Origin of the sequence: Bacillus nitratireducens, from assembly GCF_001884135.1 — a bacterium.
In the GTDB taxonomy this organism is placed as follows: domain Bacteria; phylum Bacillota; class Bacilli; order Bacillales; family Bacillaceae_G; genus Bacillus_A; species Bacillus_A nitratireducens.
Genome location: NZ_MAOC01000020.1, coordinates 1 through 26,052, shown reverse-complemented (window position 1 = coordinate 26,052; position 26,052 = coordinate 1). Strand labels below are relative to the sequence as shown.

The following is a 26,052-nucleotide window of genomic DNA, read 5'->3' as shown; positions in this document are numbered from 1 at the left end:
GCTTCTATCCTATATTGGATCCATAAAAAAGCTTTTCAATTCTTCTACATGTTATCTAATAATCGAAAACAGACTGTCAAATACTTCATTCATTGTTGTAATAGCCTTAGAGTTTGCCACGAAGTATTTCTGGAAGGCCATTAAATTAACCATTTCCTCTTCCATGTTGACGCCTTCTATACTCATTTTTTCTTGCTGAATACCTTCTAATAAATCTTTATGAATATTTTGATAAGCATTCACCGCATTTTTATCAGAAGCTACACCAACTATAAATTGGTCTAACGCTTGTTTATAAGAAAGACCTTCTTTATAATCTCCATCTGTAATTCCTGCCAGTTTATTTGCTGTTTCAGCAGAAATTTTCATTTTTGAAACATCTTTTGCGAATTCAGGATTTAACTGTATATCTTTCGCATGATCTCCAACGAAGAAGTCTTTTCCCATCACTGTATTCACTTGATTTTTCACAGAACTCATTAAGTCTTCAATATTTTTCTTATAACTAGCAATCTTCGCTTTCGTATCTATTGCCGATTGAATTGCTCCACCTGTTAAAGGAATATCCGAGCCATAAATCGCAACAGTCATCGGTTCGTTCCCCTTATTTAATTGAAGTGGATATGTGTCTTGTCCATTTACTGTTAAAACGCCATCAATTCTAATACTCGCGATATTCAGATTCATAGATTCATAAGACACTTCTATATTGGCATATTTAGACATCTCTGTAATAATGCGATCACGTTCATCAAATAGTTGATTAGGTACTTGTGTCCCTGCTTGTCCAATTTTTTTATTCGCTTCTGCTAAACTAGCACCAAGACGATTAAATTCATTGACATGCGCTTCAATATCTTCTGTCGTCTGTATTTCTGCTGTATCTAAGTTTTTCGCAAGACGATTTACTTGACTTGTGAACTTTCCAGTTTCAGCAGCTAATGTACTGTAGTAGTTTGATTGTTCCGGATTTTTCGCAACTTCACGAAACGCATTAAAAAAACCATCCATTAAACTTGATAATGAATTTTTTCCTGTAGTTCCTACCATAGACTCTACTCGTGATAAAGTAAAATTCATAAATGCGTAGTAAGAGAACTGTGACAACTGATCATTAAATTGCTTCGTTTTCACTTCATCAGTAATTCGGTCAACACCTAATGTTTGTACACCATAACCAATTCTCTGTCCTGGCGTATGACCGTTACTAGCACCTACAGATCCTAAATTCACGGCTTGACGCACATAACCAGGTGTGTGAATGTTAGATAAGTTTTGTTTCGTCGTTTGTAATCCCATTTGAGCCGCTAGCATACCAGATAGCGGCGTATTATAATCAGATAACCTCATAATGCTTCACTTCTCCTTTACAATAGTTCATTCATAAAGATTTGCGAATTATTGTTTTTTTCCAAATTGTATTCAGAAACGGAATCCACAATAATTTCTGTAGTTTTTAATAATACGTTTAAGTGATATTGATTTTTCAAAAGAACCATTTTTATATTTTCGTCTAATTCATTTAAACTTTTTTGCAACTCTTCTATTTTTTCAATTTCTTCCGGTGGAAAATACAAAAATAGCGAACGCATACGCAATGGTTCAACTTTCTTTTCTTTACAAAACTGAACAACCATCTCCTCAAAAGAGCGAGATAATCCTTTTACACCTTCTATGTACTGTAATTGTTCCACTTGCAGCTTTTGAACTGCATTTATATTTTTATGTTTTAAATTCTCATATATTTGTTCTCCAAACGTTTGAATATTTTCATATGTTTTTTGAATAATAACAAGCTTTTCATATAATTGTATGTACATATAGCTTCCTTCCCTTTTACAAAACTAAATTTACAATTAAACCATGAATTTCTCCAATTTGATTTAACATTTCTAAATGTCCTGTTTTCGTATTAATTAAATTCATAACATCTTCCAATTCATTCAATCCCACTTCAGCTTGTTTTACAATTGTCATTTTCTGCGAATATCCATAACGCGGATGACGAGACATAACGTCTTTATATTGCAGTAAGTTATCAACATAAAAATTCAAAAATGATTTCACAGTATTTTTGTATTCCATAACATTATCGAGCGTTAACTCTAATTCAATTTTCGCTTTAATTTCCCCAATATTATCAACTAACGCTTCCATTTGTTCTAACAATTTATCTTTTTTCGGATCTGCATGCAAATTATCCGAAAATGCAAGTCCTGTCCTGACATTTGCTTCTTTCGGCATTTGAGTAGCAGGCGGTATATGCGATAAAATCGGATTGTACGAGATAGAACGTAGCATATATATCACCTATTTATTTTTTTATTTCTTTCAAAACTTAATCGTAAAATCCAGTTATTTATAATTATACTCTGAACACTCATATTTTGCAGTTATTTTTTATAAAAGATATGTTACAATTTAGCATGAGGTGGCACAAAACTATGAATATTTTTCTTTGTGGTTCAAATCAAGTAACAGCATTAGATCAAGAAGAAATAAAAAAATTTTTAATTGACTATGCTCACAAACATAAAATTTATATATTATGTTATAAATCTATCGAAAATGAAGTTCTTCGTTTTTTCATTGAAAACGAAAGACTCGCTCAAAATTTATGCCTTTATACGCTACAACCGTTACATGTATTAACAGGCGAATTTCAAGAAGTCGTTGATTATTTAAAAAAACACGGAGCTGAATATATTGCTTTTGATCATCCTTCCGACTCCATTTATCGATCAGATTATATGTTTTTTGTAAAGCAAATCGTCGAAGATACTGATTTAGTTCTCTGTTTTTATAATGGAGATAAACATACGTCTGTCATTCCTATTGACATTGCAAAAGAAGCAGGAATTGACGCCGTTATTTATGATTTACCAGGCTTACATGAAAAGCAGATGAAAAAAAGCTTTGAACAAAAAATTCGTATGATGTAAAGGGGGAGGCACAATATCGTTATTGTGCCTATTGTAAATATGAAAACTGAACAAGATTATAATCATTTTATTACGAGTTTTAAACAGCTATTTAATATGGATATCGCTTGCTATAAGCAAGATAGAATGCACAGAAGAATCGATACTTTCATTTCAAGAAAAGGTTTTGACAATTATACAAACTTTTTAAATAGTTTACGCACTGATCAAACATTATTTTTAAGTTTTATTGACTACATTACGATTAATGTTTCAGAGTTTTTCAGAAACAAAGAACGCTGGCAAACGTTAGAAACGAAAGCTTTACCAAAACTGCTTGAACAAAATAACGGTAAATTAAAAGTTTGGAGTGCTGCTTGCGCTGCCGGTGAAGAACCGTATACACTTTCTTTAATCTTATCGAAGCATCTAGCTCCGTTTCGTTATAAAATTCAAGCCACTGATCTTGATTATCATGTTTTAGAAACTGCGAAACGTGGTCAATATACAGAACGCTCTTTGAAAGAATTACCTATTGATTTAAAACAACGTCATTTCACAAAAGAAGATGATACATATATATTGCATGAAAATATTAAACAGCAAGTCACATTTAAGCAACACGATTTATTAATGCAGGCATTTGATACAAACTACGATTTAATCATTTGTCGAAATGTAATGATTTACTTTACAGAAGAAGCAAGAATAAAGCTCTATGAAAAATTTAGTCGTTCTTTACGAAAAGGCGGCGTACTATTCGTTGGTAGCACAGAACAAATTTTAACACCCGAACGCTACAACCTTCAGCGTTTTGATACATTCTTCTATGAAAAAATATAGAAAAAGGTCGTCATAATTGAAATGACGACCTTTTTTATTATAGAATACGAATCAATATGATACCAATAATCCATACAAAGAGAAATAGAGCTGTAACAGACCATTTATGCTCTTGAATCGTATGTTTCAACGCATGAGATAATTGCGGCATATTCATTTCTGCAAGTGCTCTCCACACACTTGCATCAAGATCTTTAGAAATACGATCCGTACTGCTAATTAAAATTGTTTCGTTAGATAACTTTGTCATATAAGCTGTAATGACCGTGATCATTAAATTCATATGTCCTTCCGATGAATCTTGTTCCACTCTAGAAACGAGCGCACTTACATCAAGTAACGGAATATGCACTTTTCTTCCAAAAGAAAGCTGCACTTTAGCGAAATCATACGTACCGTCTAATAACGGAACTCCCTTTATATGTACTTGTTTAATAAGCCCCTGCAAACTCCTAACAATTTGTTCATATGTTTTTTCCGATTGCTTTCCTTCCTCAGACAGCATATGTAGCTTTGAAAACAACTGCAACACTGTATCCATTTCCTTAGAAAGCATTTCTTTTACAATCTTTCCATCACCTAAACTCGCAAGTAGAATCCCTATTTCATTATTTTTCGAAATGATTTGGGACTGCCCCGTAAATACAAGTTTACTTTGTTTTTGTTCTTTCTGAATTTCATGTTCTGAAATAGCGGCAGGTTGTTTTAATGAATGTAGCGTCTTATTTTCAATTGTAGTACGTTTAATTTCCATTTAAGCGCCTCCACTACTATCAATTTATTAGCCCCACTCTTTATTACTCTTTAAAACTAAAAATAGTACAAATAATCCTGACATAATAGCAAACACATTAGAGGCTTGTACTCCCTGTTCACTTTTTTCTTCTTTTTTCCCTTGTCGTTCTTCTATTTTTTCTTCCTTTTTAGAAACGACTTGATTATTATTTTTGCTTTTTGTATCTTTATGAGCCTTCCCATTATTTACTTCCTTATTGTCTGTCAACGGCTCTTTTATAACGTAGTTGATTTCTTCTTTCTCTTTCAACGGCTCTTTTACAAAATAGTTTACTTTCTCGTCTTGCTTTGGTATTTGAACAACTGGAAGTTTTTCTTCCAGAAGCGGAGTCTCCATTTTCGAATCTTCCTGCTTCTCAGTTTCCTTCTTATCTTCTAGTTTATTGTGATTCGTATGTTCTTCTATATTTTCATCATCTTTCACTTTTGGTTCGATAATAGAAATGATATATTCACTCTCTGTCACAAGCTTGTTACCTGCCGCATCTGTTATTTCCACAATAAGTTGATGCGGACCAATAAATGCTTCTGTTATTTCAATTATTTTCTGCCAATCCATGTCGTGTTTATTATAGTCTAATAAAAAAGTAATATCGTTACTTTTTTCTTTTCCCTTTAATATAACCCGCACTTCTGTAACAACCGATTCTATATCTATCGTCTTTACTCGTATATGAACAGATTCTCCCTTTTTCCGTTCAATAAAATCCTCGTTCGCCTCATCAATAGTAACCTTCTCTAACTTCGGTAATTCTTTATCTATAGTGGGTGTTTCATTATTTATTCGAATGAGCGGAACATTTAATTCATTCTCTACTACTTCTTCCTTCTCATCTTCTTTATAGCTTTCAACGAGCTGAAGAGTCCAATCACCTTGCAAATCATATATTCCGACTTTGTAATCGGCAAACCATCGTTTTGTTTCTTCTTCATACTCGAAAGATATTACTCTTTCCTGCCTGTACTGCACACCATTTTGTTGTAATTGCAATACACCTTTTACACTTTGAATATTTTTTTCATTTGGCTCTACAGCAATTCGCAATTCTTCGCCAACCTTTAATTCCTGCTTATTAACTGTAATGATTCCTCGGTCTGTTTCTATCTTTCTTTCTTCTCGTTGTTCTTTCTCATTCTCTACTGCTTTTCTTTCATCTTCAACCGGGGGCATTTCCGTTCGTTCTGGCTGTTCCAGATTTTCTATATGTTGCTCTTCTTTCTCATTCACTTCACTTATATTTTGCTCTTGTACAATTACTTCTTCCGCTTGCCCTTGCAATGGGAAGAAAGTACATATATATATAAATAGCAAACTCACTAGAAAAAACTTTACGTTTTTCATCTATTTGTTCAAACTCCTATAGCGATTTCGTCACTTTTACTCCGAAAAACCCATCTACATTTACAAGCTCTCCATACGCAACCAATACGTCGTTCACATAAATTTGAATTGGTTCATCAATATCTTCATCCAGTACGACTGCTTCGTTTTCTTGTAAACTTAAAATATCTTGAATTGTCCTCACTGTACTTCCAAACACAAATTTAACATTCATTTCTACATTTTTTAGAATAGATGCATCCATATACACTGGCTCTACCTGTTTAACTTCTTGATATTCAATCGGCTGTATGGCTGGTGCAGGAATTTTTTCCTCTTCAATAACTTCTTCAACTATTTCTTCTTGCTCTTCCACCATCGGATAAAGAAGTCGTCTAACCATTTCTTTTGCTTCTGCAATTGATAGTATTTGATACATCTTTGACTGAAGAAGGTCACCAATTTCAATATTAAAGGTGATTTGAACAAGCTCGTCCACTTCCATCGCTTCTCCCAAATACTCCATTTCTTCTTTTAACGAAACAAATTTAACATCTGGTGGTGTCATATCCATCTTTTCTTTAAACATTTCTGACATTGCTGTTGCAGCATGCCCCATCATTTGGTTCATGATTTCTTTAATACCACTTAACTCTAATTCACTTAGTTCCTTCTCCGGATCAATTTCACCCGTTCCCATCATCATTAAATCTACCATCGTTAAAGCAACGTCTTTCGTAAATACGAATACGTTCTCATTCTTTAATCCTTCAACAAAATCGACATTTAATATAACAAAAGGAACTGGCACTCCGTTGTAATGACGAACATTAATTGCCTCTACATTTGGTGTACTAATAGAAACTGGTTGGTTTAAAAGCGTTGATAGTACTGTTGAAGCTGATCCAATCGAAATATTTGCAATTTCCCCAAGTACATCTTTCTCTTCTTGTGTTAACTGCTCTTTCTCAATCTGTTCTTCTACAACCTCAGCTTCCATAATTTCCGCTTGCTCTTCTATTCCTTCTTCCACACCACCAGATAATTGTAATAATTTTTTTATCATTTGTTTCGCATGTTCAACTGAAACAATTTGTACAAGTTTAGAATCTACAAGATTATCTATTTTTAATTCAAACGATACTTTAACAATTACATTACTTCCATCAATACCAGAGATTTTCCCCATCTCTTCCTGAAGTCTCCTAACTTTAATTGTAGGTGGAGACATATCTACTGTATCCTGGAAGAACTCCGACATAGATGTTGCTGCGAATCCCATCATTTGATTCATTGCTTCTTGTACTGCACTTAGCTCTAGTTCACCGAGCTCTTTCCCTTCTTCAACTACCCCTGTACCCATCATCATTAAATCAGCGATAGATAAAGCGACGTCTTGCTTTAAAACAAGAAGGTTTTCCATATCTAATCCTTTTGTGAAATGAATATTTAATACAACATGCGGAATTTCAACATCACTTGTATCATATAAATCCACCATTTCTATATGAGGAGTAGTAATACTTACTTGCCTATTTAAGATGGTTGATAATACCGTCGAAGCTGAACCAAATGATATATTTGCAATCTCTCCAAGAATATCGCACTCTTGAGGCGTTAATCGCTCATTTTCTTTCTCTAGTACAATAGTGCTCGTATCCCCTTTTGTGTGTTGCTCAGGCATTTCCCCTGCCTCCTCATTTCTGTTTTTCTTTCATGATATAAACTTTCGATTGCACTCGTTTTTTCACCAAATTTATTAGTCACATTGTGAACATGTATTTATTTCCACAACATTTGTAAAATGCGATTATCACACACTTAATTAACAGTTCTAACTAAAAAGCTCCCCAATCGTATACAAGTGGGGAGCTTCCTTCATTCCTATTATAAACCTTCTGGGTTTAAAATGAGGACCACTCGTCCATCACCGAGAATTGTCGCGCCAGAGAAATAGTTAGAACTCTCTGCAAAGAAGTCACCTAATGACTTTAAGACTATTTCTCTCTGTCCGATAATCGTGTTGACAATAAGTCCATAGCTGCGATATGAATTACGAACAATTAATACTGGAACCATTTGACTATCATATGATGCAAACGCATCACCTTCTGTTTCCTCACCAAATACAGTGCTTAAATGTTTCACTTCAATAATTTGATCGCGATAATTTAAAACATCTTTTCCTTGTAACGATTGAATGTCTTCCTTTTGAATTCGAATCGCTTCAACTATATTACCAAGGGGTAACGCATAACGCGTATCGTTTGTTTGAACAAGCATTGATTGAATAATTGACAAAGTTAATGGAAGTTCAATTCTGAATGTACTTCCTTTTCCTTCCTCAGAATCAATAATTAAATGCCCACCTAGACTATGAATTGTATGTTTAACAACATCTAATCCAACACCACGTCCAGAAAGATCCGACACAACTTCCGCTGTACTAAACCCCGGTTGGAAAATAAGATCATACACTTCACGATCCGTTAATTTATTTGCCTCTGTTTCTGTTATAACACCATTTTTAATCGCTTTTTCTAATACTTTCTCTTTATAGATGCCGTTTCCATCATCAGTAATTTGAATTACGACATGATTCCCACTATGGAACGCTTCTAATTTAATAGTACCTGTTTCGTTTTTTCCAGCATCACGGCGTTTTTCAACTGTCTCAACTCCATGATCAATTGCATTGCGGATTAAATGAACAAGCGGATCACCAATTTCATCGATAACAATTTTATCAACTTCAGTATCTTCACCTGTAATTTGTAAATCTATTTTTTTCCCTAAATCTTTCGCTAACATGCGCACCATACGCGGGAAACGGTTGAAAACTGTTTCGATTGGTACCATACGCATATTTAATAGTACATTTTGAATATCTTTTGAAATATCCCCTAATCGATTTAAATGCTCGATTAACTCTTTATTTTGAATTGTTTCTGCTAATTCATCGATTCGTCCTCGCTCAATTACACTTTCTTCAAACATATTCATTAATCTTTCGATTTTTTCTAACTGAACACGAATAGAACGATTCTCTACTTTAGCATTTTTCGTTTTTGTAGTACTTTTCGTTGACGTATTGCTTACTTGTTGAGTTGGTAGCTCTAAAGGTGACTCCAACTGTGCAGTTTCAACCTGCTGAATCGTTTCTTCCACGGGTACGACTTCTTGTACTACTATTTCTTGTGCTTTGTGTTTCCCTTGTTTCACTTCTACTTTCTCAATTTCTGAAACGTGAAGCACTACCTGTTTCAACTCTTCAACACTACGATCCGTATTCATATATACTGTAAACTCAAATCCAAAAGCGTCTGCTTCAATTTCTTCAATGCTCGGAACCGTTTTTTGTATTTTACCTAAATTTTGTAACGCTTCCATACACATAATGGCACGTACAGCTTTTAAAATAGCTTGTTTTTCAACTGTTATGTGTACTTCATGCGAAACTGTATCATTGTTGTTTTTACTACCTTGCTCTGCATTTCCGTTCAATAATGCTTCTAATTTAAGTTTCGTTGATATGACATCTATATTACCTATTCCACCTTGCTGCACATCTGCAACCATCTTTTCCAAATTATCAATGCATTCAAAAATAACATCAATAATATTAACATTGACCATCATATTACCATGACGAATTTCGTCTAAAACACTTTCCATCTTATGCGTTAAATCCGCCATTTCTGTAAATTCCATACTCGCAGACATACCTTTAAATGTATGAGCTGAGCGGAATATTTCTCCTACGACTTCCATATCGGCAGGATTCCGTTCTAAATTTAGCACATTTTCATTTAGCGACTGTAAATGTTCTTCTGCTTCTTCAAAAAATATATTTAATAGATCTGTTTGCATTTTAATCCCCTATCTGTCTAACAAACATTTCATTTATGTATAACGATTTAGTGTTTTAAAACAAGAAAAAAGGGGTCCACATATCTATCTACTATCATTGTTTTGATTCCTTGTGGCACCCCTTCTATATTAGCTGTTTGCTACTTTTGTTAAAGCTTCGATTACACGATCCGCTTGGAATGGCTTTACAATAAAGTCTTTTGCCCCGCCTTTAATTGCATCTAATACCATACCTTGTTGTCCCATCGCGGAACAAATGACAACCTTTGCACTCGAATCAATTTTCATAATTTCTTTTAATGCTTCAAGTCCGTCCATTTCAGGCATCGTAATATCTAGTGTTACAATATCAGGTCGAATCTCTTTATACTTTTGGATTGCTTCTACCCCATTCTCTGCTTCACCGATAACCTCAAATTCAGAATTACTTTTCAACAAGTTTTTAATCATTGTTCGCATAAACATCGCATCATCTACAACTAAAATTTTATGTGCCATTCTTTTTGGTTCTCTCCTTACTATGTATAAAAATATCTTAATATTTTCACCTTATCATTCTCACTCATTATACAAAATAAAACGATAAAATTTAATATTTTTTAAAAGAAATTCTTTGTTTTTATTATTTTATTACTAAAATATAAATATATTATTCCTTAATATATATTACAACGCGGCGAGTCTTCATCCAACGAGGCGATCCTTTTTGCGGTCGTTTTCTCATCATGTCACTCCTCAAACTGCTAGGCTGCTCGTTTTTCTTTTTTCATCTTCGTTTCATACACGTATGTATCGAGTTTCAACTTTAATTTGGAAGGAATTTGTCATCGGTACAGCTCTGAAATTTCTTCTATTACAAACTTCTTCTCTGTATACAAATCCTCAATACCACGATACACTTTTTCAGATAGCGGTATTACAATCATATTTGCAATAATAGATCCATATAATGTCGTCAACATTGCAACGGCCATCCCTGTAGCAATTTGTGAAGTATCTTGTAAGTTTTGAAGCATAATGATAAGACCGATTAACGTTCCTATCATGCCATATGCTGGAGCGAAATCACCAATCTTATCTAATAATGTTGCTCCTTTTCTTAACTCATACACTTCAGTTTCAACATCTTTCATTAACACCTCTTTTAATTCCGCCTCATCATAGCCGCTTAACATTAAACGAATTCCCTTTTGAATAAAAAAATTGTCTACTTACTCTCCATCAACTTCTAATGAAAGTAACCTATGTTTTTTCGACCTTTTTGAAAAATCAACAAACAAATCAGTTAACTGTCCTGATTCTTCTTCTCTTCTATGAAAAACAGTAAAAATACTTTCCATATATTTTTTTATTTCTCCAAATCTATATGCCACAACGATTGTCGCTGTTGTCCCCCCTACGACAATTAAAATAGATGAAACATCTAAGAAGTTTTTAAAACCTTTTATTCCACCGCCGCCAAACATGATTGCCGCTATTACATTCACAAAACCTACTATAATGCCAATTGGGCTAGAAATATCAAACTTCCTTTTTTTCTTTGTGGTCTAGCTAATACTTGATTTTCGTCTCCCATATTCCTGGACTTCCTTTTCATTTTTATAAAACATTTTTTTATTTTAATAATGCGTTTTATCGTATAATATTCATTATACCCTTATAATCTATTTATCGCAATATACTAATGAAATTGACACATTTCATTTCTATACTAGAATTATAATATAGCAATGTGAGGAGGATTCCTATGGAACATAATATTTTACAGGTCATTGCATTAGCAGAAAAACTAAAATACGAAATGCGACACAGTTGGCTTTCAAACGGACGTCAAGAAAGTGTTGCAGAGCATACTTGGCGTATGTCCTTAATGGCTATCTTAGTTGAGCCTTATTTGGATCAAAAAGTAAACATAGAAAAATTACTTAAAATGGTCATAATTCACGATCTTGTTGAAGCAGAAGCTGGTGACATCCCCGCCTTTGATACGATGAATAGCCGTGAATTACAATTACAAAAACAAAAAAACGAACAAGAGGCTATTTTAAATATTAAACGTACACTAGAAGGTTCTCTTGGCGAAGAATTATACGATTTATGGATGGAATTCGAAGCGAAAGAAACGTATGAAGCAAAAGTTGCTAACGCGCTTGATAAACTTGAAGTGAAAATTCAGCATAACGAAGCTGATATTGATACTTGGCTACCAATTGAGCATAAAATGACTTTCCAAGTTGGTAAACATACAGATTTTGACTCTTTTTTATCTAAATTACAAAAAATCATTGAACAAGACGGAGAAAAAAAATTACTCGCTGCTGGCATTGACGTTGAGGCATGCAAGCAGTAACCATTTAATTATGAAATAAGACACTCATTTCGAGTGTCTTATTTCATAATTGTTGATATTGCTTGCTTATAAATAAGTTGTTGTTTTCCATCTACTAACATTAATACTGTAAATCTATCTACTCCAACTACTTCCCCTACTATTCTTACTCCGCTCTTTAAGAATATAGTAACTGCACCTTTTTCTTCTTTTATTTGTTTATACAACTCTTCTTGTAAATGTTCCAATAACTGTTCTCTCCTTTATCAGTAAATAATCCTAATATAAAAAATTAAAGATCAATTACTTATATACTTTATCTTTTATATTCATAAACTTATTAATTAGTATATCTAAATCCCGACTAAATAACAAAACTTTATCATGATCCAATCCATGCCTAGCAACAAGTTGAATTAACTCTTTCTTTTTGTATTCTATTTTATTATGTAATTTTCCCATCTCCATCTCTATACTAAAACTCCTTTTTCCCATAATATTACTTGTAAAATTATAGTACATTTTTACCAATAAAAAAATGAAAAAATGGTTTTTTTACAAATTTTATATTTATGAAAAGAAATTTTAATGTAATTGTAAGCTACATCCCCCTATTATACGCTTCCATATTGTTTTACCCTTTTCAAAAAGTGCTATGAAACTAAGTGTATGTCATATCTAAATTAGCTCACAGGCTCTTGTCTAATTAAAAGTAAGACTTGCTCCTTTTCCAAATAAAAAACATATCTTATAAAGTAATCCATTAGTTATATAGATTAATTTCCTAAAAAGGAGGAAAAAACATGAGCTTTGGTGGTAGTTGCGCTGGTTTCGGCGGTGGATTTGCTTTACTCATCGTGCTATTCATCCTTCTAATCATTATCGGATGTAGCTGTTGGGGTGGCGGCGGAGGGTTTTAAATATAATACGTATCCTTTTCGCTAAACTCTAAATGAATAAAATATGTTAACTAAAAACTATACGAAAACAGCTCATATTTGAGCTGTTTTTTCATACTTTCGTATGAATTTATGTCCATCTTTTTTGTGATTTCAACTAACAAGAAATCGTTTACTATGGAATAAGAAACATTTTTACTAAGGAGGATTATAATGATTAAAGGTCTTTATGAAGCACATTTACCTGTCTGTAATTTAGAAATTTCGATACCCTTTTATGAATCACTGGGGTTAAAATTATATAAAAGAGACAAAGATATCGCCTTCTTTTGGATTGTAGAAAATGAAAGTTGGATTGGTCTTTGGGAAGGAAAAGAACACAAAGTCAATTATCATCCATCCTTACGACATATCGCTTTCCAAGTAAGCTTACACGATTTAGAAAACGCAATACACTGGCTCAAACAGAAAAGAATTCCAGCGCGAAAAGACTTTGGAATGGAGCCAATTGAGCCAATCGTTTTTCCAGAATTAGCACACGCCTCCGTATATTTTAACGATCCTGATGGGAATAGTTTAGAATTCATTGCACAATTACCTGTTGGACTACCTAAAGCAAAGAAAATGTATTTAAGTGAATGGAAAAAGCATGTACAAACATCGCCAATAGATAGGGATTAATTTTTATGTCAGTGCAATCAGTTTCTTATTCCACACTTCTTAGAACAAATACAAACTTCAAAAAACTATTTTATGGTCAAACATTAAGTGTACTTGGGGATTGGTTTCATACTGTCGCTTTATTAACACTCGTCTATAGCATAACAGAATCTTCATTTATGTTAGCACTCACCTTTATGAGCAAGGGGTTACCTCAACTTCTTCTGAGCCCATTCATTGGCGGAATTGTAGACCGTTTTTCAAAAAAGAAAATTATGATTTTCACCGATATTTTACGAGGAATTTTCGTCCTCACTTATTTATTAGCAGTCTACAAAATTGAAATTATTTTCATTTCTAATATATGCTTATCAGTACTCTCTTGCTTATTCGAGCCTGCTAAGCAATCAACTCTAAAAAATATCGTACTTCAAAAACATTTAATAACCGCTAACTCTCTTTCTAGTACAATCAATGGTTTTATGTCTATTATGGGAGCGTCTTTAGGTGGGATCATTGCACAATCTTTAAGTATCGAGATTGCCTTTTTTATTAATAGCCTATCATACTTTATTTCAGCCTATATTATTTATAAAATGAGTATTCCTGCTCGTGATACTTTTACCACGAAAAAAGCATTTTTTACTGATATAAAAGATGGTTATACATACATATTACAAAGCAAAATTATTTTAACATTAATTCTTGTCGGCATTTCATGGGGCATTATTGGAGGTGCCTATCAGTTACTTCTAACAATCTATGCCGAAAAAATCTTCCACACTAACATTGGTATTTTATATACGATTCAAGGGGCTGGGCTTATGATTGCCAGTCTCCTCGTTAATCTTTATATGTCTAAAAATGAAAACAAAATGAAAAGAGCATTTGGTTGGACCTATTTACTACAAGGAATTTTCTTTCTCGGATTCATTCTATCCGATCAACTTATTATCGGTATCATTACATTACTCTGTATGCGTATAGCAGGGGGAATCATCGTTCCACTTGATACGACATTACTACAAACGTATACGCAAGAAAGCATGATTGGTAAAGTTTTTTCATTTCATTATTCCATCTACGGATCGTTTATACAGTTATCTATGTTTATTACAGGATGGCTTTTAGAAATCCTTTCTCCTCAAGTAATTGGTAGCTTGTTTGCTATATGCTGTATTTTTATTAGTTTTATATGGCTTTTCTTGTTTTATCGCGGGGAACTTAGTGAAGAATCTACTATCACTTAATAGCATGTATATGTACATGCTATTTTTATTTATGTCGAAATACAAAGGAAAAAGGCGATTTATTTTCCTTACGTTCTAATTTTTTAGAATGTACAATAAATTTAGATTATAAGAAAGGAGATACCATAATGTTTGACGATAGACTTACTATTTCAGCTGAGCAGCAGAAGCTCATTTCCAATGCAACTCGTATTCAAATTCTTCACCTTTTAAAAGACGAGGCACTCACTGCAAAGCAAGTAGCTACTAAACTAAATAAATCTGCTGGTAGCGTTCATTATCACGTTCAAATTTTATATGATGGAGGATTACTTGAATTAGTAGAAACGAAAGAAAAACGAGGAATTATTGAAAAATATTACAAGGCAAAATCTGCTCATTTCTATATTGAAGAAAGCGGCACAGAGGGAACGAATACAGGCAGTCATATTGTATCTCATTTATTTTTAACTCCAGAGGAATTACAACAGCTTACTTGGGAAGTTACACAAGTTTTATTACGCTGGGAAAACAAAACCGCTCGCCAATCAAACTCCGAAGAGGAATACGCTATTTCCTGCAGGATTAAAAAACAATGAAAGAAAGGTCCAACTGCTTATGAAAAATAAATTATTATTATTGTCGGGAACAGGAATTTCTCGTTTAGGTGATTTTATGTATCTCATCGCCCTAAACGTAATGGTGTTAAATAGCACAAACTCCCCTGCTGCTGTAGCAGGATTATGGATTGTTGGTCCAATTGCTACCGTTGTTACAAAAATATGGTCTGGTAGTATAGTCGATCGATTAAACAAACGGTCCATTATGCTCATCACAGATATCATTCGAGCAGCTCTCATTGGCTGTATTCCACTATTTGATTCTATTTGGGCCATTTATATTTTTATCTTTTTGACTCGTATTGCTACATCATTTTTCGATCCAGCTTCATTTACTTATAAAACAATGCTCATACGAGCTGAAGAACGCGCTCAATTTAACGCTTGGAATAGCTTATTTACAAACGGGGCTTTTATTATCGGTCCAGCCCTTTCTGGAATACTTCTCACCACGTACTCAGCATCTTTTGTTATTTACTGCAACTCACTTTCCTTTCTACTTTCTACTATTCTCATTTACTTCTTGCCAAACATTACATTACAAACAAAGCAAAACGAAGAGATTGCAAATACTTTCGTACAAACATTACGAAGCGATTGGAAACAAGTTTTTTCATTCGCTCGAACGGAAACTTACATTATTCTCATATTCGTTTTATTTCAAGCTACTATGCTTGTTTCTATGGCACTCGATTCACAAGAAGTTGTTTTCACAAGACAAGTACTGTTTTTATCCGATATAGAATATAGCATGCTTGTTAGTATAACTGGTGCTGCGTACGTTTGCGGTTCATTTCTTGTCTCTCTCTTTGCCAAACGATTACCAATTCAACATTGTATCGGATTCGGTATGATTTTCACAGCAATAGGCTATGTGATTTTCGCCTTTTCAAATTCATTTATAATCGCAGCGAGCGGTTTCATTTTACTTGGCATTTCTTCATCATTTGCTGGTACTGGCTTTATCACATTTTATCAAAATAACATCCCGGTTCATATGATAGGACGTATTGATAGCGTATTTGACTCAATAAAAAATTTCATCCAAATCTTTTTCGTTTTAGCAATTGGGGCATCCGCACAATTTCTTTCCGTTCAAATTACTGTAATCATTAGCTCGTTACTCATTCTTTTCCTTTCCTGTTTATTAGCAATCCGGGTAATGACGCCTTCACGAGAAAAATATTTTAAAGCTACAGGGTCATCTTTGGAATATTAACCGCAACATAAAAAACGGCTATTTTTCCGCTTTTCATCCCGCTATTTGCCGGGCAGTAAGATCCCGGATTGGTGTGGCTAATAATCAGTGTAGGGATGAACAAAACCCCCACTGATTAAAATTTCACTTTATGTTAAAATATTTATTGGATTTAATTATGTAGGGGGGCTATTTTGGAGATTATATTCATTTTCATATGTATTATATTAGTAGCTTCTATTTTACAAACAAGTACAGGTTTTGGCTTTTCTATTATGGCAACACCTTTTTTACTCATGTTATTTCTACCACAAGAAGCTATACAAATAAATATCATTTTATCATTAATTATTTCCATATCACTCATTTGGAAAATAAGAATGGACATTGATTTTATTCTACTGAAAAGATTAATTTCCGGAAGTATAGTTGGTGTTCCTTTTGGTATTTTAATTTTCATTTCCATTAACATCAACACATTTAAATTAGCAATTAGCATCCTGCTCTTACTATTAACGTTGATGCTAATATGCAACTTTAAGATTAAATCAACAAAATCTAGAGATTTCTTAGTGGGTGGATTATCCGGTCTTTTAACGACAAGTATCGGTATGCCAGGACCACCCCTGTTACTTTACTTTACAGGAACTGATACGAAAAAAGAGAAGTTGAGAGCAACTACATTGGCTTTTTATCTGTTTATATATTTCATTAGTCTACTAACTCAAATACTCTTTACTGGCACTAACAAAACAATTTGGGAATCAAGTTTTTATGCAATTCCAATTGTATTTTTAGGTTTATTTATAGGACAAATTATTTTCAAATGGCTTAATCAACGGATTTTTAAAATATTTACGTACATCCTTTTAAGTTGTACGGGGGCTTATCTTCTTATTGAAAGTTTGAACTCGTTATAGAGGGTGCTTTAGATAGTGCACAATAATAGATAGGTTCAAACGAAATTATTGCTGTATTTTCAAGTGCGATGGGGCATTCTATATCAAAACTTAAATAACTTTATTGGCAGTTTACAATTAGCAATAATCGTTCTTTCATAAGACAAATATTTTAAAGCTAGAAGACCATCAATAGAATATTAACTAAACGATAAAAAGCGGCTATTATGCCGCTTTTTATTTTTATATTAAATATGGTAAAGCAAGGAGACTAACCATTGCTATTACAAATACACTGAAAAAAATCATCCAACCTTTTTCTAAATCTGTATACTTTCCTACCTTAACTCCGCGTTTTTTTAACTCTATAATAATCATTGCGATTTCATGTGCATACGCAACACTTCCAAATTGTATATAATTGTTATTATATTTAATCTCAAAGACATTTTTCATTTTTTTATGTTGCGAAACGGATTGTATATCCTTTATTGGCATGCTATGTTCATTTGTCTTTTTAAAATAGTAATCTAACCCTTTCATGATCACCCTTTTATTTGTTAAAACGATATAATAATAAAAGGTAGCTCCAGCGTATAATATATTGGGTATGACTTTATTATTTACCATACCCCCTTCGTCTACTAACAGTTCCTTCTTAATTTCTTCATCAGCTTGTAATTCACTTCGAATTGACTCTTCTAACATTTGTAAAGTTAATTTTTTTAGTAACTCTCCATTTCTTACATAATACTTATCTATATTGATAGATTCATTTGCTTCTTTCTCTAAACGTGTAATTTCTTCCTCTGAATATTGGAGCTCATTTAACATCGATAATAATTTTTTATCCATATTACACACTCCCTTTCCACAGTTTTTGAAGTTTTTTCTTCCCACGAGAAATTCGATTGTATATATAGTCAGCCGTTACTTTTAATTCTTTTGCAATATCGTCAATGGAATATCCATCAATATACCTCTTTAAAAAGATATATCGATCCTTCTTATTTAAATCTTGCACGATTTCCATAATCTCTTCTTCTTGTTCTATTTCATACCTATCATGGATACCTGTATCTACTTCTACATCTTTATCGATTTTATTCTCTTTATATACTTTCTTTTTATATTCCAATGCCTTTAATTTAGTAATACCAATCATCCAAGATTTTAAGTTTCCCTTTTCTATATCAAATTGGTCGATATTAAACCAAATGATAGTAAATACATCATTATAACAATCATCCACATATTGTTTTTCAATAGGGGTACTTAATGATTTATGAATAATGTATAAAACTAATTTTCCATATTGATCAATCACTTCTTTCAAAGCATCTTGATCACGTTTTTTCATAGCTATAATTAAATCCTCTTCAGAATCGAAAATCATAAACATCTTCCTTCCTCAGTTCCCCTTTAGCAGCTGCTTTTACTTACTATTGGCACTTCATTCTCATTTTCTATCACTTTTGTAAAAATTTATTAATTTTTATTTCTATGTATATGATAGCAAAAAAAGACATTTCTCCTCAAAAAAAAGACAAACCCGCATTACAGGTTTGCCTTTTTACTTATTTCTTATTTAATCCTTTTTCATTTAAAAACTCTTTCATATGCATTCTTTTCTCTTTGGACATAAATGAACTCATTGATTCTGTCCATGTTACGTTTTTTTGATTTGACGATCTTTCTTTGTAATACGCACTCATCGTTTCATCATATTCGTTTAATAATTCATCATATTTCTTTTCATCGTATCCATTTTCATGAAGAATTGCTGCTACCGGTAATCGTGGTTTTACTCCATGCTCTTCATCTGGTACGCCGACTGTCATTCCGAATACCGGATATACTTTATCCGGTAAATGAAGCAATTCACTCACTTCTTTCGGGTTATTACGAATTCCGCCAATATAACAAATACCGTATCCTAATGATTCAGCTGCAAGCGCTAAGTTTTGTGCAAAAAGTGAAGCATCTACCGTCGCAACGATAAAGTCTTCCACTCCTTCATGTTTTATCTCTGTACCATGTTTTTCACACGCCATTTCAAGTCGTTTTAAGTCTGCACAACAAACAAAGAATGCTGCACAGTCTTTCACGTGACGATTCCCGGATAATTCAGCTAGTTTACTCTTTAGTTCCTGATCTGTTACATATATAACAGAATACGCCTGTACAAAATGTGAGGAAGCCGCATGTTGTGCAACTTGCACCATTCTTTCTACTACCTCTTTTGAAATTGGTTCTTCTTTATATTTACGAACTGAAACGTGTTGCTCCATTTTATGTATAATCTCATTCATGAAAAACACTCCTTTTTTTCTCTTCATAATGAAAAATTAACATACCTTTTTCAATATTCACAACTTATAAGCACAAAAAGAGCAATTCTTTTTGAATTGCTCTTTTTTAAGTATCTTTTATTACGGTAAATGAAATTATATTAACTTACTGGAAACTACCGAGAAATCCGTACTCTATTATTTTTACGCCGTTTTCAAAACCTTAATACCTTTAACGATATTCCAAATGAAGTAGTAAATCCCTACAAGAATAAACACTGCATACGTTATAACCATCCCAATTCCAACGCTCTCAGACTGATTGAAACTTAAACCGTATACTCCTGATAGTGCTAATCCTCCAAATAAAATTGCGTATGGGAAAATATGTGACCAAAATGCTTTTTTCGCATGATATTTCACTTCATCCTCCGCAACGAAGTACACGATAATTGGCAGTAAAAATGGTGCAAAAAAGATACTAAAGTAACATAGTGAAGATAATATATTATTTCCTTTCATCCGATTCACCTCTAAATAGTTTTTGTTATCTTCATTATGTCAGGAATGCATTCTAGAAACTATCGCTTTACCTTTCATGAACATGACATATTTGTAAGATTTCCCTCAAAAATAATCCCGCCTGAAATTTCAGGCGGGATTATTTTTCTCTATATTCGATTCATAAACCAATATTGCGTAATGGCTAAATACTCTCGTATATTCGATGGAATGACAATTCGCTTCGGTGTTTCGGCCGGAAGACCTTCTAATTGTAAATCTTGTTTTGCTGCTATTTTTTTCGCTCTAAACATATGGAAATCGTTTGTAACGATCATTCCTTTTTTCATTTTGTCCGGAATTAAAGGCTTTGAGAATTTAATATTCTCATCCGTGCTCGTCGAACGGTCTTCCATTATAATGCGGTCTTCTGCAATATTTTGTTTCATTAATCCTTGTTTCATCGCTAATGCTTCTGTAATATCTTCACCTTTTCCTTGGCCTCCAGATACAATAGCAATTGTTTTATCGTGTGATTTTAAATACTCAGCTGCTTTATCAATACGATATTGCAATGAGTACGATGGTTTCGTTCCGTTTACTTTCGAGCCTAATACAATTATGTAATCAGCATCGTAGGTGGCATTCATATGCCCATGCTTATAAATGTTATATTGTAAAAATCCCGCATAAACCGCGCAAACCATTATAATTCCTATAATATACTTAATTATTTTCTTCTTTCTCATATCCATATACTCCTATGCCCTTTGCTTCTTTCATCATAATATCCATTTATTTGTTTGTATACAGACAAATTCCAATTCACCCTAATTTATCCTCTAAAAAGTAATATTTATATTCCTTTTGGGAACAGTAAGTACAACTTTGCACGAAGGGGTGTCCCTATTGCTTCTCTTTTTATGTAACGTATCGTTCTTTTTTATCTTATTTTTACTATCACTTAAGATGCTCGGTAAATCTGCTTTGGCACAACTAACTCCTCATGATTTTGGTGCTATTATCTTTTTATCTTATTTAGCTTTTCAGGCCATACCAGTCTCTGGTGCTTTGCAAGCTTTTCTCGGTATGGTCGTTATTACATGTTTGCATTTGCTTCTTACAAAATTAAGCTTACTAAACAAACTAAATCGTTTCATTCTCGGACACCCTATTATTTTAATTAAACATGGTGATATTATTTTTGAGAACTTACAAAAAAGTAGATATCCAATTGCTGAACTACTGTCTAACCTTCGCGTTGCAGGGTATCCAAGTGTTCACGAAATTGAATATGCTATTTTAGAAGCGAATGGAGCCATTAGCATTTTACCAAAGCGTGAACTTGTACCATTAACTCCTAAAGATTTGAACATAGATGTTAAATATGCCGGATTACCAATTGCCCTTATTGTTGATTCACAAATTCAATACGATAACTTAAAGTTAATCCATAAAAACGAAAAGTGGTTACATGCAGAGTTAAAGGAGAAAGGCGTTACAAATATTAAAAACGTTGCTTTCGCTTCTGTGCAGGAGACAGATGGATCTTTTGCGATTAGTTTAAAAGAATGAAAAAATCCCCTTATTTGTTCAAGGGGATTTTCTTCATTATATTGCCGCTTTCTCACTCGCCATGTTTAACGGAACAGGATGTTTCATACGATTCATCGTAAATACGATAATCGCTGTCAATACTTCAGCTACTGGCATAACGAGCCAAATTCCGTTTATACCAAATAATTTCGGCATAATCCATAACAATGGAATAATAAATAGTAAACCTCTGCTCATTATGATAAGTACTGATTTTTTCGTTTGTCGCACCGATTGGAAGTACTCTCCATATACAATGTTATAGCCTAAAAATACATATTGAATAAAGAATAAACTAATACCTGTTAACGTTAACTCCAGTAGTTCTGGCGATTGTACATCAAATAAACCAATAATATATTTCCCGAAGAATAAACCGATAACAATTGCACTACCTCCGAGTACTACTGCAATTTTTACAGCAAACTGCAATCCTTCACGTAATCTTTCTGATAAATTTGCACCATAATGGAAACTAGCAATTGGTTGTAATGCTGCACCAACACCGAAGAATAATAGTAATGTCATTGCATGAATACTATTCACCATCGCATAAGAAGCTACACCTAGTTCTCCTGCATATTGAACGAATGCAATATTAAAACCAATTGTTACAATTGCAACTGTACTTTCTGCTGTAAAGCTTGGGAAACCAATCACCATAATTTGTTTAACCGTATCCCATTCAAAATGGAATTTCGTCCATTTTAATACACTACTTTTTCTAAAGAAGTGAGTTAATAACACAAGGAAACCAATCGCTGCCGAAAGAATAGTCGCTGAGGCAGCACCTGTTACACCCCATCCAAAGATAAAAATAAAGATATAGTCAAACACTATATTTAATACAGCCGTTACAACAAGACCTGCCATTGCTAAATTAGGATTTCCGTCATTTCGTATAAATGTACTTAAAATATTTTCTAACACGTATATCATTCCAAATGTTAATAACACGTGTAAATAGTCTAACGCATATGGTAAAATCACTTCATTTGCGCCGAATAAGTATGCTATATCTTCTATTCTCCATAAGCAAATAGCTGCTAAACCAGCTACGATAATAACTGCCACTGTCATAGATTGAGTAAAAATAGACCTTGCTCTTTCCAATTTATTTTCCCCTAGTGCAATGGAATATAACGTTGCTCCGCCCATTCCAATCCATAATGAAATAGAGAAGAAAATTGAAAACGCTGGAATAGCTACGTTTACTCCTGCCAAGCCGTTTGCGCCAACTCCTCTACTAATCATGACCGCATCAATCACAATATTAACCGACATTAATACCATCCCAAGAACAGCTGGTATTAAATACGTGATAAATAAACTTTTAATTGGTTTTTCTCTTAATTTTTCTGTTGTTTCCATCATATAAATGCTCCTTTTTCAATGCTCTGTTCACAGTTTAAACCTTAAAGTTACTTGAAGGTCAATAGAGAATCAAAAAATATATAAGCCTATTTTTTATTTATTTTTTAACAACAGGTATTTGAATTTCCGTTACTTGCTCCTTCGGATTTTCTGTTACAGACCAGTCAATTAGCGCAAGCTCAAGTGCATCTCCGCTTACTTCGTATCCTTCGTTATCAATGTGCTTTAATAATTCCGTATACGTTGCGTCTGTTTCTTCATATGGTCCATGGTGATAAGAACAAGCAAATAAACCTTCTTTAATTTCATCAGAAGTCTGAACTTGAAAAGGCATATAATCCAAAAGAATAAAAATACTACTATACGCTTGAAACTCATTTTGAAGTAATGCTTTTTTTGAAACTGTTACACCGATATCTCCTGAAAATACACTATTATCAATTTGCTTCATATTTTTTTGCAGCGAATGGATATAATATTCAAACATATCATCTGTTGTATTGGGTGCAACCGCAATTGCTGTTATTTTTCTCTTCGATATCTTTTTAATTACAATTCGATCTGTTTCCGCTTTCGTCGCTTTCTTCATTAAATGAATTTTATGTTCCATTTTTGCCAAAGCATACTCGATTTCTCTTTGCTTTTTTCGCATCATTTCTTGTTGTTTTTCTAGTAAATTCAACGCATAAGACGGATTCCGTTCATCAATATATTTTTTTATTTCCTTTAATGGGATATTTAATTGGCGTAAAAATTTAATTGTATCTAATAGTGAAAACTGATCGATTGTGTAATAGCGATAATTGGTTTGCGGATCAACAATTGACGGATGAAAAATTCCTTTTTCGTCATAATAACGTAATGTAGATTCCGCTATATTATGCATTTTTGCCATTTCTCCAATGGTAAAACGTTTATTTAATAACATTTTTCTTTCTCCATTCATTATATGTAAACTTTATTACTTCCTATTATATATCTATATCTCCCATTTCTAAAACGAATCCTCTCATGAAAATCTGCTATTTTTTCATTGATTTTTAATAAATTTTATTATATATTAATTACAGGTTCAAATTACGAGTTCAAAAGAACTTGTAATCAGACCCTTTGTTTAATGGGTTTTACATATTTTCATTAGGCAAATTCCGAGAAATCGTATGATAAAAATAAAAATGATGAGGAGATGATCAGATGGAATTCGAATTTTTCTTTCAAATTGCACTTATTTTATTAAGTACAAAGCTTGCTGGTGATCTTAGTGTTAGATTAGGTCAACCTTCTGTACTAGGTAAATTAATTGTCGGTATCGTTATCGGTCCAGCTGTATTCGGTTGGATTGAAAATTCAGAGCTTCTAACACAATTAAGTAACGTCGGGGTTATTCTTTTAATGTTCATGGCTGGACTTGAAACAGACTTAGAAGAATTAAACGCAAATCGTAATTCTTCTTTAGCAGTTGCACTCGGAGGTATCATTCTTCCATTCGTAGGTGGTTACGTTTCCGGTCTTGTTATCGGAATGGAACAAGGGAACGCTGTATTTTTAGGATTACTTCTATGTGCGACAAGTGTTAGTATTTCCGTTCAAACACTTCGTGATTTAGGTAAAATGAAAACACGTGAAAGTACAACAATGCTTGGAGCAGCTGTATTTGATGACATTCTTGTTGTTATTTTATTAGCATTCGCAATGAGCTTCTTAGGTACAGACGATGTTAACTTAACAATGGTTATCTTGAAGAAAGTTGTATTCTTCGCCTCTATTATTTTAATCGGGTGGAAAGGTGTTCCAGCGATTATGCGTTGGTTATCACCACTACGCGTATCTGAGTCTATCGTGAGCGCGGCTCTTATTATCTGTTTCTCATTCGCATATTTCGGCGAATTATTAGGAATTGCTGGTATTATCGGTGCTTTCGCAGCTGGTATCGCTATTTCTCAAACGAACTACAAACATGAAGTAGAAAAGAAAGTAGAACCAATTGCTTACGCTATGTTCGTTCCAGTGTTCTTCGTTAGTATCGGTATGAATATTACATTTGACGGTATTGGCGATCAAATTTGGTTCATCCTAGCATTAACAGTAATCGCTGTATTAACAAAACTAATTGGTTGTGGATTTGGTGCACGAATGACTGGATTTGACGCAAAGTCTTCGGCAATTATCGGCGCTGGTATGGTTTCTCGTGGTGAAGTTGCTCTTATCATCGCAGGAACAGGACTTTCTTCTGGCCTATTAGCACAAGATTACTTTACAGCAATCGTTATTGTCGTTATTTTAACTACAATGATTACACCACCAATGTTAAAATACACTTTTGGTGCAAAAGATAAAGCAATGAAAGCAAGTAAATAAGTTTCATATAATAAAAGGAGATTACTATCTAATAAGATAGTAATCTCCTTTTTCATTTTATCTTTAAACAATCCCGTTCTTTTTTAACCATTTTTCAAACATAGTTCGTGCTTCTTCATCATCCATATCATTACTAAATGAATACACCATAATGCCATAATCATCTATATATTCACCTAGTTTCATTTCCTCCACTTTTTTATAAAAGTCGTCTGCCTCATAGTGCGGAATATAAGCATCCCAAACTGGTTCATTTATTCTTTTGTACGCCGTCACTTCTAAATCATATCCATCTTCATAATATCCGATGTGATAATGTTGACTAGGATCATATTTCTTCATAAAAAT

At 33.3% G+C, this 26,052-nt stretch carries 29 protein-coding genes and 1 pseudogene; 11 read left to right on the top strand and 19 right to left on the bottom strand.

The features are described 5' to 3' along the window. Positions 1-51: 51 nt before the first annotated feature. From flgK to BAU23_RS05580, 3 genes are read right to left on the bottom strand one after another with little or no spacing between them, the layout of a single operon-like run. Positions 52-1,350, bottom strand: a complete 1,299-nt coding sequence (flgK, locus tag BAU23_RS05590; protein WP_071733720.1) for a flagellar hook-associated protein FlgK — start codon at positions 1,348-1,350, stop codon at positions 52-54. A gap of 17 nt (positions 1,351-1,367) precedes the next feature. Next, positions 1,368-1,820, bottom strand: a complete 453-nt coding sequence (locus BAU23_RS05585; protein WP_000275910.1) for a hypothetical protein — start codon at positions 1,818-1,820, stop codon at positions 1,368-1,370. Positions 1,821-1,836: 16 nt separating this feature from the next. Beyond that, complete coding sequence (locus tag BAU23_RS05580) at positions 1,837-2,301, bottom strand: YaaR family protein (protein ID WP_000946327.1); 465 nt, start codon at positions 2,299-2,301, stop codon at positions 1,837-1,839. A 143-nt stretch (positions 2,302-2,444) separates the two neighbouring features. Between BAU23_RS05580 and BAU23_RS05575 the strand changes: the two genes are divergently transcribed. Together BAU23_RS05575 and BAU23_RS05570 are read left to right on the top strand one after the other, a co-directional pair. Beyond that, positions 2,445-2,942: a hypothetical protein gene (locus BAU23_RS05575; RefSeq protein WP_001020119.1), complete on the top strand. Its 498-nt coding sequence runs from the start codon at positions 2,445-2,447 to the stop codon at positions 2,940-2,942. A 39-nt stretch (positions 2,943-2,981) separates the two neighbouring features. Then, positions 2,982-3,764, top strand: coding sequence for a CheR family methyltransferase (locus BAU23_RS05570; protein ID WP_000846148.1), 783 nt, complete (start codon positions 2,982-2,984; stop codon positions 3,762-3,764). A gap of 37 nt (positions 3,765-3,801) precedes the next feature. Here the strand turns inward: BAU23_RS05570 and BAU23_RS05565 are convergent, their stop codons facing one another. The 6 genes and pseudogenes from BAU23_RS05565 to BAU23_RS05540 all read right to left on the bottom strand — a co-directional run bounded on the left by BAU23_RS05565 (position 3,802) and on the right by BAU23_RS05540 (position 11,326). Beyond that, positions 3,802-4,518 carry a hypothetical protein gene (locus BAU23_RS05565; RefSeq protein WP_071733718.1) on the bottom strand — a complete coding sequence of 239 codons (717 nt, stop codon included), beginning with the start codon at positions 4,516-4,518 and terminating at the stop codon, positions 3,802-3,804. 27 nt (positions 4,519-4,545) lie between these two features. Continuing rightward, positions 4,546-5,901 carry a transglycosylase gene (locus BAU23_RS05560; RefSeq protein WP_071733716.1) on the bottom strand — a complete coding sequence of 452 codons (1,356 nt, stop codon included), beginning with the start codon at positions 5,899-5,901 and terminating at the stop codon, positions 4,546-4,548. A 16-nt stretch (positions 5,902-5,917) separates the two neighbouring features. Then, positions 5,918-7,564, bottom strand: a complete 1,647-nt coding sequence (locus tag BAU23_RS05555; RefSeq protein ID WP_001115032.1) for a flagellar motor switch protein — start codon at positions 7,562-7,564, stop codon at positions 5,918-5,920. A 203-nt stretch (positions 7,565-7,767) separates the two neighbouring features. Continuing rightward, a complete protein-coding gene (locus BAU23_RS05550; RefSeq protein WP_001192567.1) occupies positions 7,768-9,750 on the bottom strand; it encodes a chemotaxis protein CheA in 1,983 nt (660 codons plus the stop codon). A 129-nt stretch (positions 9,751-9,879) separates the two neighbouring features. Next, a complete protein-coding gene (locus BAU23_RS05545) occupies positions 9,880-10,248 on the bottom strand; it encodes a response regulator (protein WP_000940574.1) in 369 nt (122 codons plus the stop codon). A gap of 245 nt (positions 10,249-10,493) precedes the next feature. Further along, a pseudogene (locus tag BAU23_RS05540) lies at positions 10,494-11,326 on the bottom strand (MotA/TolQ/ExbB proton channel family protein). A 171-nt stretch (positions 11,327-11,497) separates the two neighbouring features. On the opposite strand from BAU23_RS05540, the gene BAU23_RS05535 reads away from it, so the two are divergent. Beyond that, positions 11,498-12,100 carry an HD domain-containing protein gene (locus tag BAU23_RS05535; protein WP_000400778.1) on the top strand — a complete coding sequence of 201 codons (603 nt, stop codon included), beginning with the start codon at positions 11,498-11,500 and terminating at the stop codon, positions 12,098-12,100. Positions 12,101-12,138: 38 nt separating this feature from the next. Here the strand turns inward: BAU23_RS05535 and hfq are convergent, their stop codons facing one another. Together hfq and BAU23_RS05525 are read right to left on the bottom strand one after the other, a co-directional pair. Further along, positions 12,139-12,327, bottom strand: coding sequence for an RNA chaperone Hfq (hfq, locus tag BAU23_RS05530; RefSeq protein WP_000400656.1), 189 nt, complete (start codon positions 12,325-12,327; stop codon positions 12,139-12,141). Between the two features lie 55 nt (positions 12,328-12,382). Continuing rightward, positions 12,383-12,601 carry an aspartyl-phosphate phosphatase Spo0E family protein gene (locus tag BAU23_RS05525; protein ID WP_033656546.1) on the bottom strand — a complete coding sequence of 73 codons (219 nt, stop codon included), beginning with the start codon at positions 12,599-12,601 and terminating at the stop codon, positions 12,383-12,385. A gap of 281 nt (positions 12,602-12,882) precedes the next feature. Between BAU23_RS05525 and BAU23_RS05520 the strand changes: the two genes are divergently transcribed. The 6 genes from BAU23_RS05520 to BAU23_RS05495 all read left to right on the top strand — a co-directional run bounded on the left by BAU23_RS05520 (position 12,883) and on the right by BAU23_RS05495 (position 17,605). Continuing rightward, on the top strand, positions 12,883-12,999 hold the full coding sequence (locus tag BAU23_RS05520; protein ID WP_000007805.1) for a YjcZ family sporulation protein: 117 nt from the start codon (positions 12,883-12,885) through the stop codon (positions 12,997-12,999). Positions 13,000-13,191: 192 nt separating this feature from the next. Further along, positions 13,192-13,659 (top strand): VOC family protein, encoded by a 468-nt coding sequence (locus tag BAU23_RS05515; protein ID WP_000589693.1) that lies wholly within the window; start codon positions 13,192-13,194, stop codon positions 13,657-13,659. Between the two features lie 5 nt (positions 13,660-13,664). Then, a complete protein-coding gene (locus tag BAU23_RS05510; RefSeq protein WP_071733713.1) occupies positions 13,665-14,888 on the top strand; it encodes an MFS transporter in 1,224 nt (407 codons plus the stop codon). A gap of 128 nt (positions 14,889-15,016) precedes the next feature. Further along, positions 15,017-15,466, top strand: coding sequence for an ArsR/SmtB family transcription factor (locus BAU23_RS05505; RefSeq protein WP_000459092.1), 450 nt, complete (start codon positions 15,017-15,019; stop codon positions 15,464-15,466). Positions 15,467-15,485: 19 nt separating this feature from the next. Continuing rightward, positions 15,486-16,706 carry an MFS transporter gene (locus tag BAU23_RS05500; protein WP_000791693.1) on the top strand — a complete coding sequence of 407 codons (1,221 nt, stop codon included), beginning with the start codon at positions 15,486-15,488 and terminating at the stop codon, positions 16,704-16,706. 173 nt (positions 16,707-16,879) lie between these two features. Beyond that, positions 16,880-17,605, top strand: coding sequence for a sulfite exporter TauE/SafE family protein (locus tag BAU23_RS05495; protein WP_000402530.1), 726 nt, complete (start codon positions 16,880-16,882; stop codon positions 17,603-17,605). Between the two features lie 222 nt (positions 17,606-17,827). Here BAU23_RS05495 and BAU23_RS05490 read toward each other — a convergent pair whose 3' ends face one another. The 5 genes from BAU23_RS05490 to BAU23_RS05470 form a co-directional block, all read right to left on the bottom strand. Then, positions 17,828-18,439: a PH domain-containing protein gene (locus tag BAU23_RS05490; RefSeq protein WP_071733711.1), complete on the bottom strand. Its 612-nt coding sequence runs from the start codon at positions 18,437-18,439 to the stop codon at positions 17,828-17,830. A 1-nt stretch (position 18,440) separates the two neighbouring features. Continuing rightward, positions 18,441-18,986, bottom strand: coding sequence for a sigma-70 family RNA polymerase sigma factor (locus BAU23_RS05485; protein ID WP_002075289.1), 546 nt, complete (start codon positions 18,984-18,986; stop codon positions 18,441-18,443). A gap of 175 nt (positions 18,987-19,161) precedes the next feature. After that, complete coding sequence (gene nfsA, locus BAU23_RS05480; RefSeq protein ID WP_001002385.1) at positions 19,162-19,896, bottom strand: oxygen-insensitive NADPH nitroreductase; 735 nt, start codon at positions 19,894-19,896, stop codon at positions 19,162-19,164. Positions 19,897-20,079: 183 nt separating this feature from the next. Then, on the bottom strand, positions 20,080-20,397 hold the full coding sequence (locus tag BAU23_RS05475) for a magnetosome magnetite crystal formation protein family (protein ID WP_000678043.1): 318 nt from the start codon (positions 20,395-20,397) through the stop codon (positions 20,080-20,082). Between the two features lie 149 nt (positions 20,398-20,546). Next, complete coding sequence (locus BAU23_RS05470) at positions 20,547-21,125, bottom strand: YdcF family protein (protein WP_001227664.1); 579 nt, start codon at positions 21,123-21,125, stop codon at positions 20,547-20,549. 160 nt (positions 21,126-21,285) lie between these two features. On the opposite strand from BAU23_RS05470, the gene BAU23_RS05465 reads away from it, so the two are divergent. Further along, complete coding sequence (locus BAU23_RS05465; RefSeq protein ID WP_000923939.1) at positions 21,286-21,951, top strand: DUF421 domain-containing protein; 666 nt, start codon at positions 21,286-21,288, stop codon at positions 21,949-21,951. A gap of 36 nt (positions 21,952-21,987) precedes the next feature. Here BAU23_RS05465 and BAU23_RS05460 read toward each other — a convergent pair whose 3' ends face one another. Then, positions 21,988-23,343, bottom strand: a complete 1,356-nt coding sequence (locus tag BAU23_RS05460; protein ID WP_071734024.1) for an MATE family efflux transporter — start codon at positions 23,341-23,343, stop codon at positions 21,988-21,990. A 100-nt stretch (positions 23,344-23,443) separates the two neighbouring features. Further along, positions 23,444-24,274 (bottom strand): MerR family transcriptional regulator, encoded by an 831-nt coding sequence (locus tag BAU23_RS05455; RefSeq protein WP_000925938.1) that lies wholly within the window; start codon positions 24,272-24,274, stop codon positions 23,444-23,446. A 266-nt stretch (positions 24,275-24,540) separates the two neighbouring features. On the opposite strand from BAU23_RS05455, the gene BAU23_RS05450 reads away from it, so the two are divergent. Beyond that, on the top strand, positions 24,541-25,704 hold the full coding sequence (locus tag BAU23_RS05450) for a cation:proton antiporter (protein ID WP_000393882.1): 1,164 nt from the start codon (positions 24,541-24,543) through the stop codon (positions 25,702-25,704). A 63-nt stretch (positions 25,705-25,767) separates the two neighbouring features. Here the strand turns inward: BAU23_RS05450 and BAU23_RS05445 are convergent, their stop codons facing one another. Continuing rightward, entirely contained in the window at positions 25,768-26,046 is a 279-nt protein-coding gene (locus tag BAU23_RS05445; protein WP_000759692.1) for a DUF3986 family protein, read from the bottom strand. Positions 26,047-26,052: the final 6 nt, after the last annotated feature.

What these genes read in the sequence shown, in the direction of transcription:
- BAU23_RS05545 (WP_000940574.1), bottom strand. Translation starts at nt 10,248, where the DNA reads ATGGCACATAAAATTTTAGTTGTAGATGATGCGATGTTTATGCGAACA.
- BAU23_RS05460 (WP_071734024.1), bottom strand. Translation starts at nt 23,343, where the DNA reads ATGGAAACAACAGAAAAATTAAGAGAAAAACCAATTAAAAGTTTATTT.
- BAU23_RS05515 (WP_000589693.1), top strand. Translation starts at nt 13,192, where the DNA reads ATGATTAAAGGTCTTTATGAAGCACATTTACCTGTCTGTAATTTAGAA.
- BAU23_RS05575 (WP_001020119.1), top strand. Translation starts at nt 2,445, where the DNA reads ATGAATATTTTTCTTTGTGGTTCAAATCAAGTAACAGCATTAGATCAA.
- BAU23_RS05485 (WP_002075289.1), bottom strand. Translation starts at nt 18,986, where the DNA reads ATGTTTATGATTTTCGATTCTGAAGAGGATTTAATTATAGCTATGAAA.
- BAU23_RS05570 (WP_000846148.1), top strand. Translation starts at nt 2,982, where the DNA reads ATGAAAACTGAACAAGATTATAATCATTTTATTACGAGTTTTAAACAG.
- flgK (WP_071733720.1), bottom strand. Translation starts at nt 1,350, where the DNA reads ATGAGGTTATCTGATTATAATACGCCGCTATCTGGTATGCTAGCGGCT.
- BAU23_RS05525 (WP_033656546.1), bottom strand. Translation starts at nt 12,601, where the DNA reads ATGTACTATAATTTTACAAGTAATATTATGGGAAAAAGGAGTTTTAGT.
- BAU23_RS05550 (WP_001192567.1), bottom strand. Translation starts at nt 9,750, where the DNA reads ATGCAAACAGATCTATTAAATATATTTTTTGAAGAAGCAGAAGAACAT.
- nfsA (WP_001002385.1), bottom strand. Translation starts at nt 19,896, where the DNA reads ATGAATGAGATTATACATAAAATGGAGCAACACGTTTCAGTTCGTAAA.
- BAU23_RS05475 (WP_000678043.1), bottom strand. Translation starts at nt 20,397, where the DNA reads ATGAAAGGAAATAATATATTATCTTCACTATGTTACTTTAGTATCTTT.
- BAU23_RS05580 (WP_000946327.1), bottom strand. Translation starts at nt 2,301, where the DNA reads ATGCTACGTTCTATCTCGTACAATCCGATTTTATCGCATATACCGCCT.
- BAU23_RS05455 (WP_000925938.1), bottom strand. Translation starts at nt 24,274, where the DNA reads ATGTTATTAAATAAACGTTTTACCATTGGAGAAATGGCAAAAATGCAT.
- BAU23_RS05500 (WP_000791693.1), top strand. Translation starts at nt 15,486, where the DNA reads ATGAAAAATAAATTATTATTATTGTCGGGAACAGGAATTTCTCGTTTA.
- BAU23_RS05520 (WP_000007805.1), top strand. Translation starts at nt 12,883, where the DNA reads ATGAGCTTTGGTGGTAGTTGCGCTGGTTTCGGCGGTGGATTTGCTTTA.
- BAU23_RS05490 (WP_071733711.1), bottom strand. Translation starts at nt 18,439, where the DNA reads ATGGATAAAAAATTATTATCGATGTTAAATGAGCTCCAATATTCAGAG.
- BAU23_RS05585 (WP_000275910.1), bottom strand. Translation starts at nt 1,820, where the DNA reads ATGTACATACAATTATATGAAAAGCTTGTTATTATTCAAAAAACATAT.
- BAU23_RS05560 (WP_071733716.1), bottom strand. Translation starts at nt 5,901, where the DNA reads ATGAAAAACGTAAAGTTTTTTCTAGTGAGTTTGCTATTTATATATATA.
- BAU23_RS05450 (WP_000393882.1), top strand. Translation starts at nt 24,541, where the DNA reads ATGGAATTCGAATTTTTCTTTCAAATTGCACTTATTTTATTAAGTACA.
- BAU23_RS05555 (WP_001115032.1), bottom strand. Translation starts at nt 7,564, where the DNA reads ATGCCTGAGCAACACACAAAAGGGGATACGAGCACTATTGTACTAGAG.
- BAU23_RS05470 (WP_001227664.1), bottom strand. Translation starts at nt 21,125, where the DNA reads ATGAGAAAGAAGAAAATAATTAAGTATATTATAGGAATTATAATGGTT.
- BAU23_RS05505 (WP_000459092.1), top strand. Translation starts at nt 15,017, where the DNA reads ATGTTTGACGATAGACTTACTATTTCAGCTGAGCAGCAGAAGCTCATT.
- BAU23_RS05535 (WP_000400778.1), top strand. Translation starts at nt 11,498, where the DNA reads ATGGAACATAATATTTTACAGGTCATTGCATTAGCAGAAAAACTAAAA.
- BAU23_RS05510 (WP_071733713.1), top strand. Translation starts at nt 13,665, where the DNA reads ATGTCAGTGCAATCAGTTTCTTATTCCACACTTCTTAGAACAAATACA.
- BAU23_RS05565 (WP_071733718.1), bottom strand. Translation starts at nt 4,518, where the DNA reads ATGGAAATTAAACGTACTACAATTGAAAATAAGACGCTACATTCATTA.
- BAU23_RS05445 (WP_000759692.1), bottom strand. Translation starts at nt 26,046, where the DNA reads ATGAAGAAATATGATCCTAGTCAACATTATCACATCGGATATTATGAA.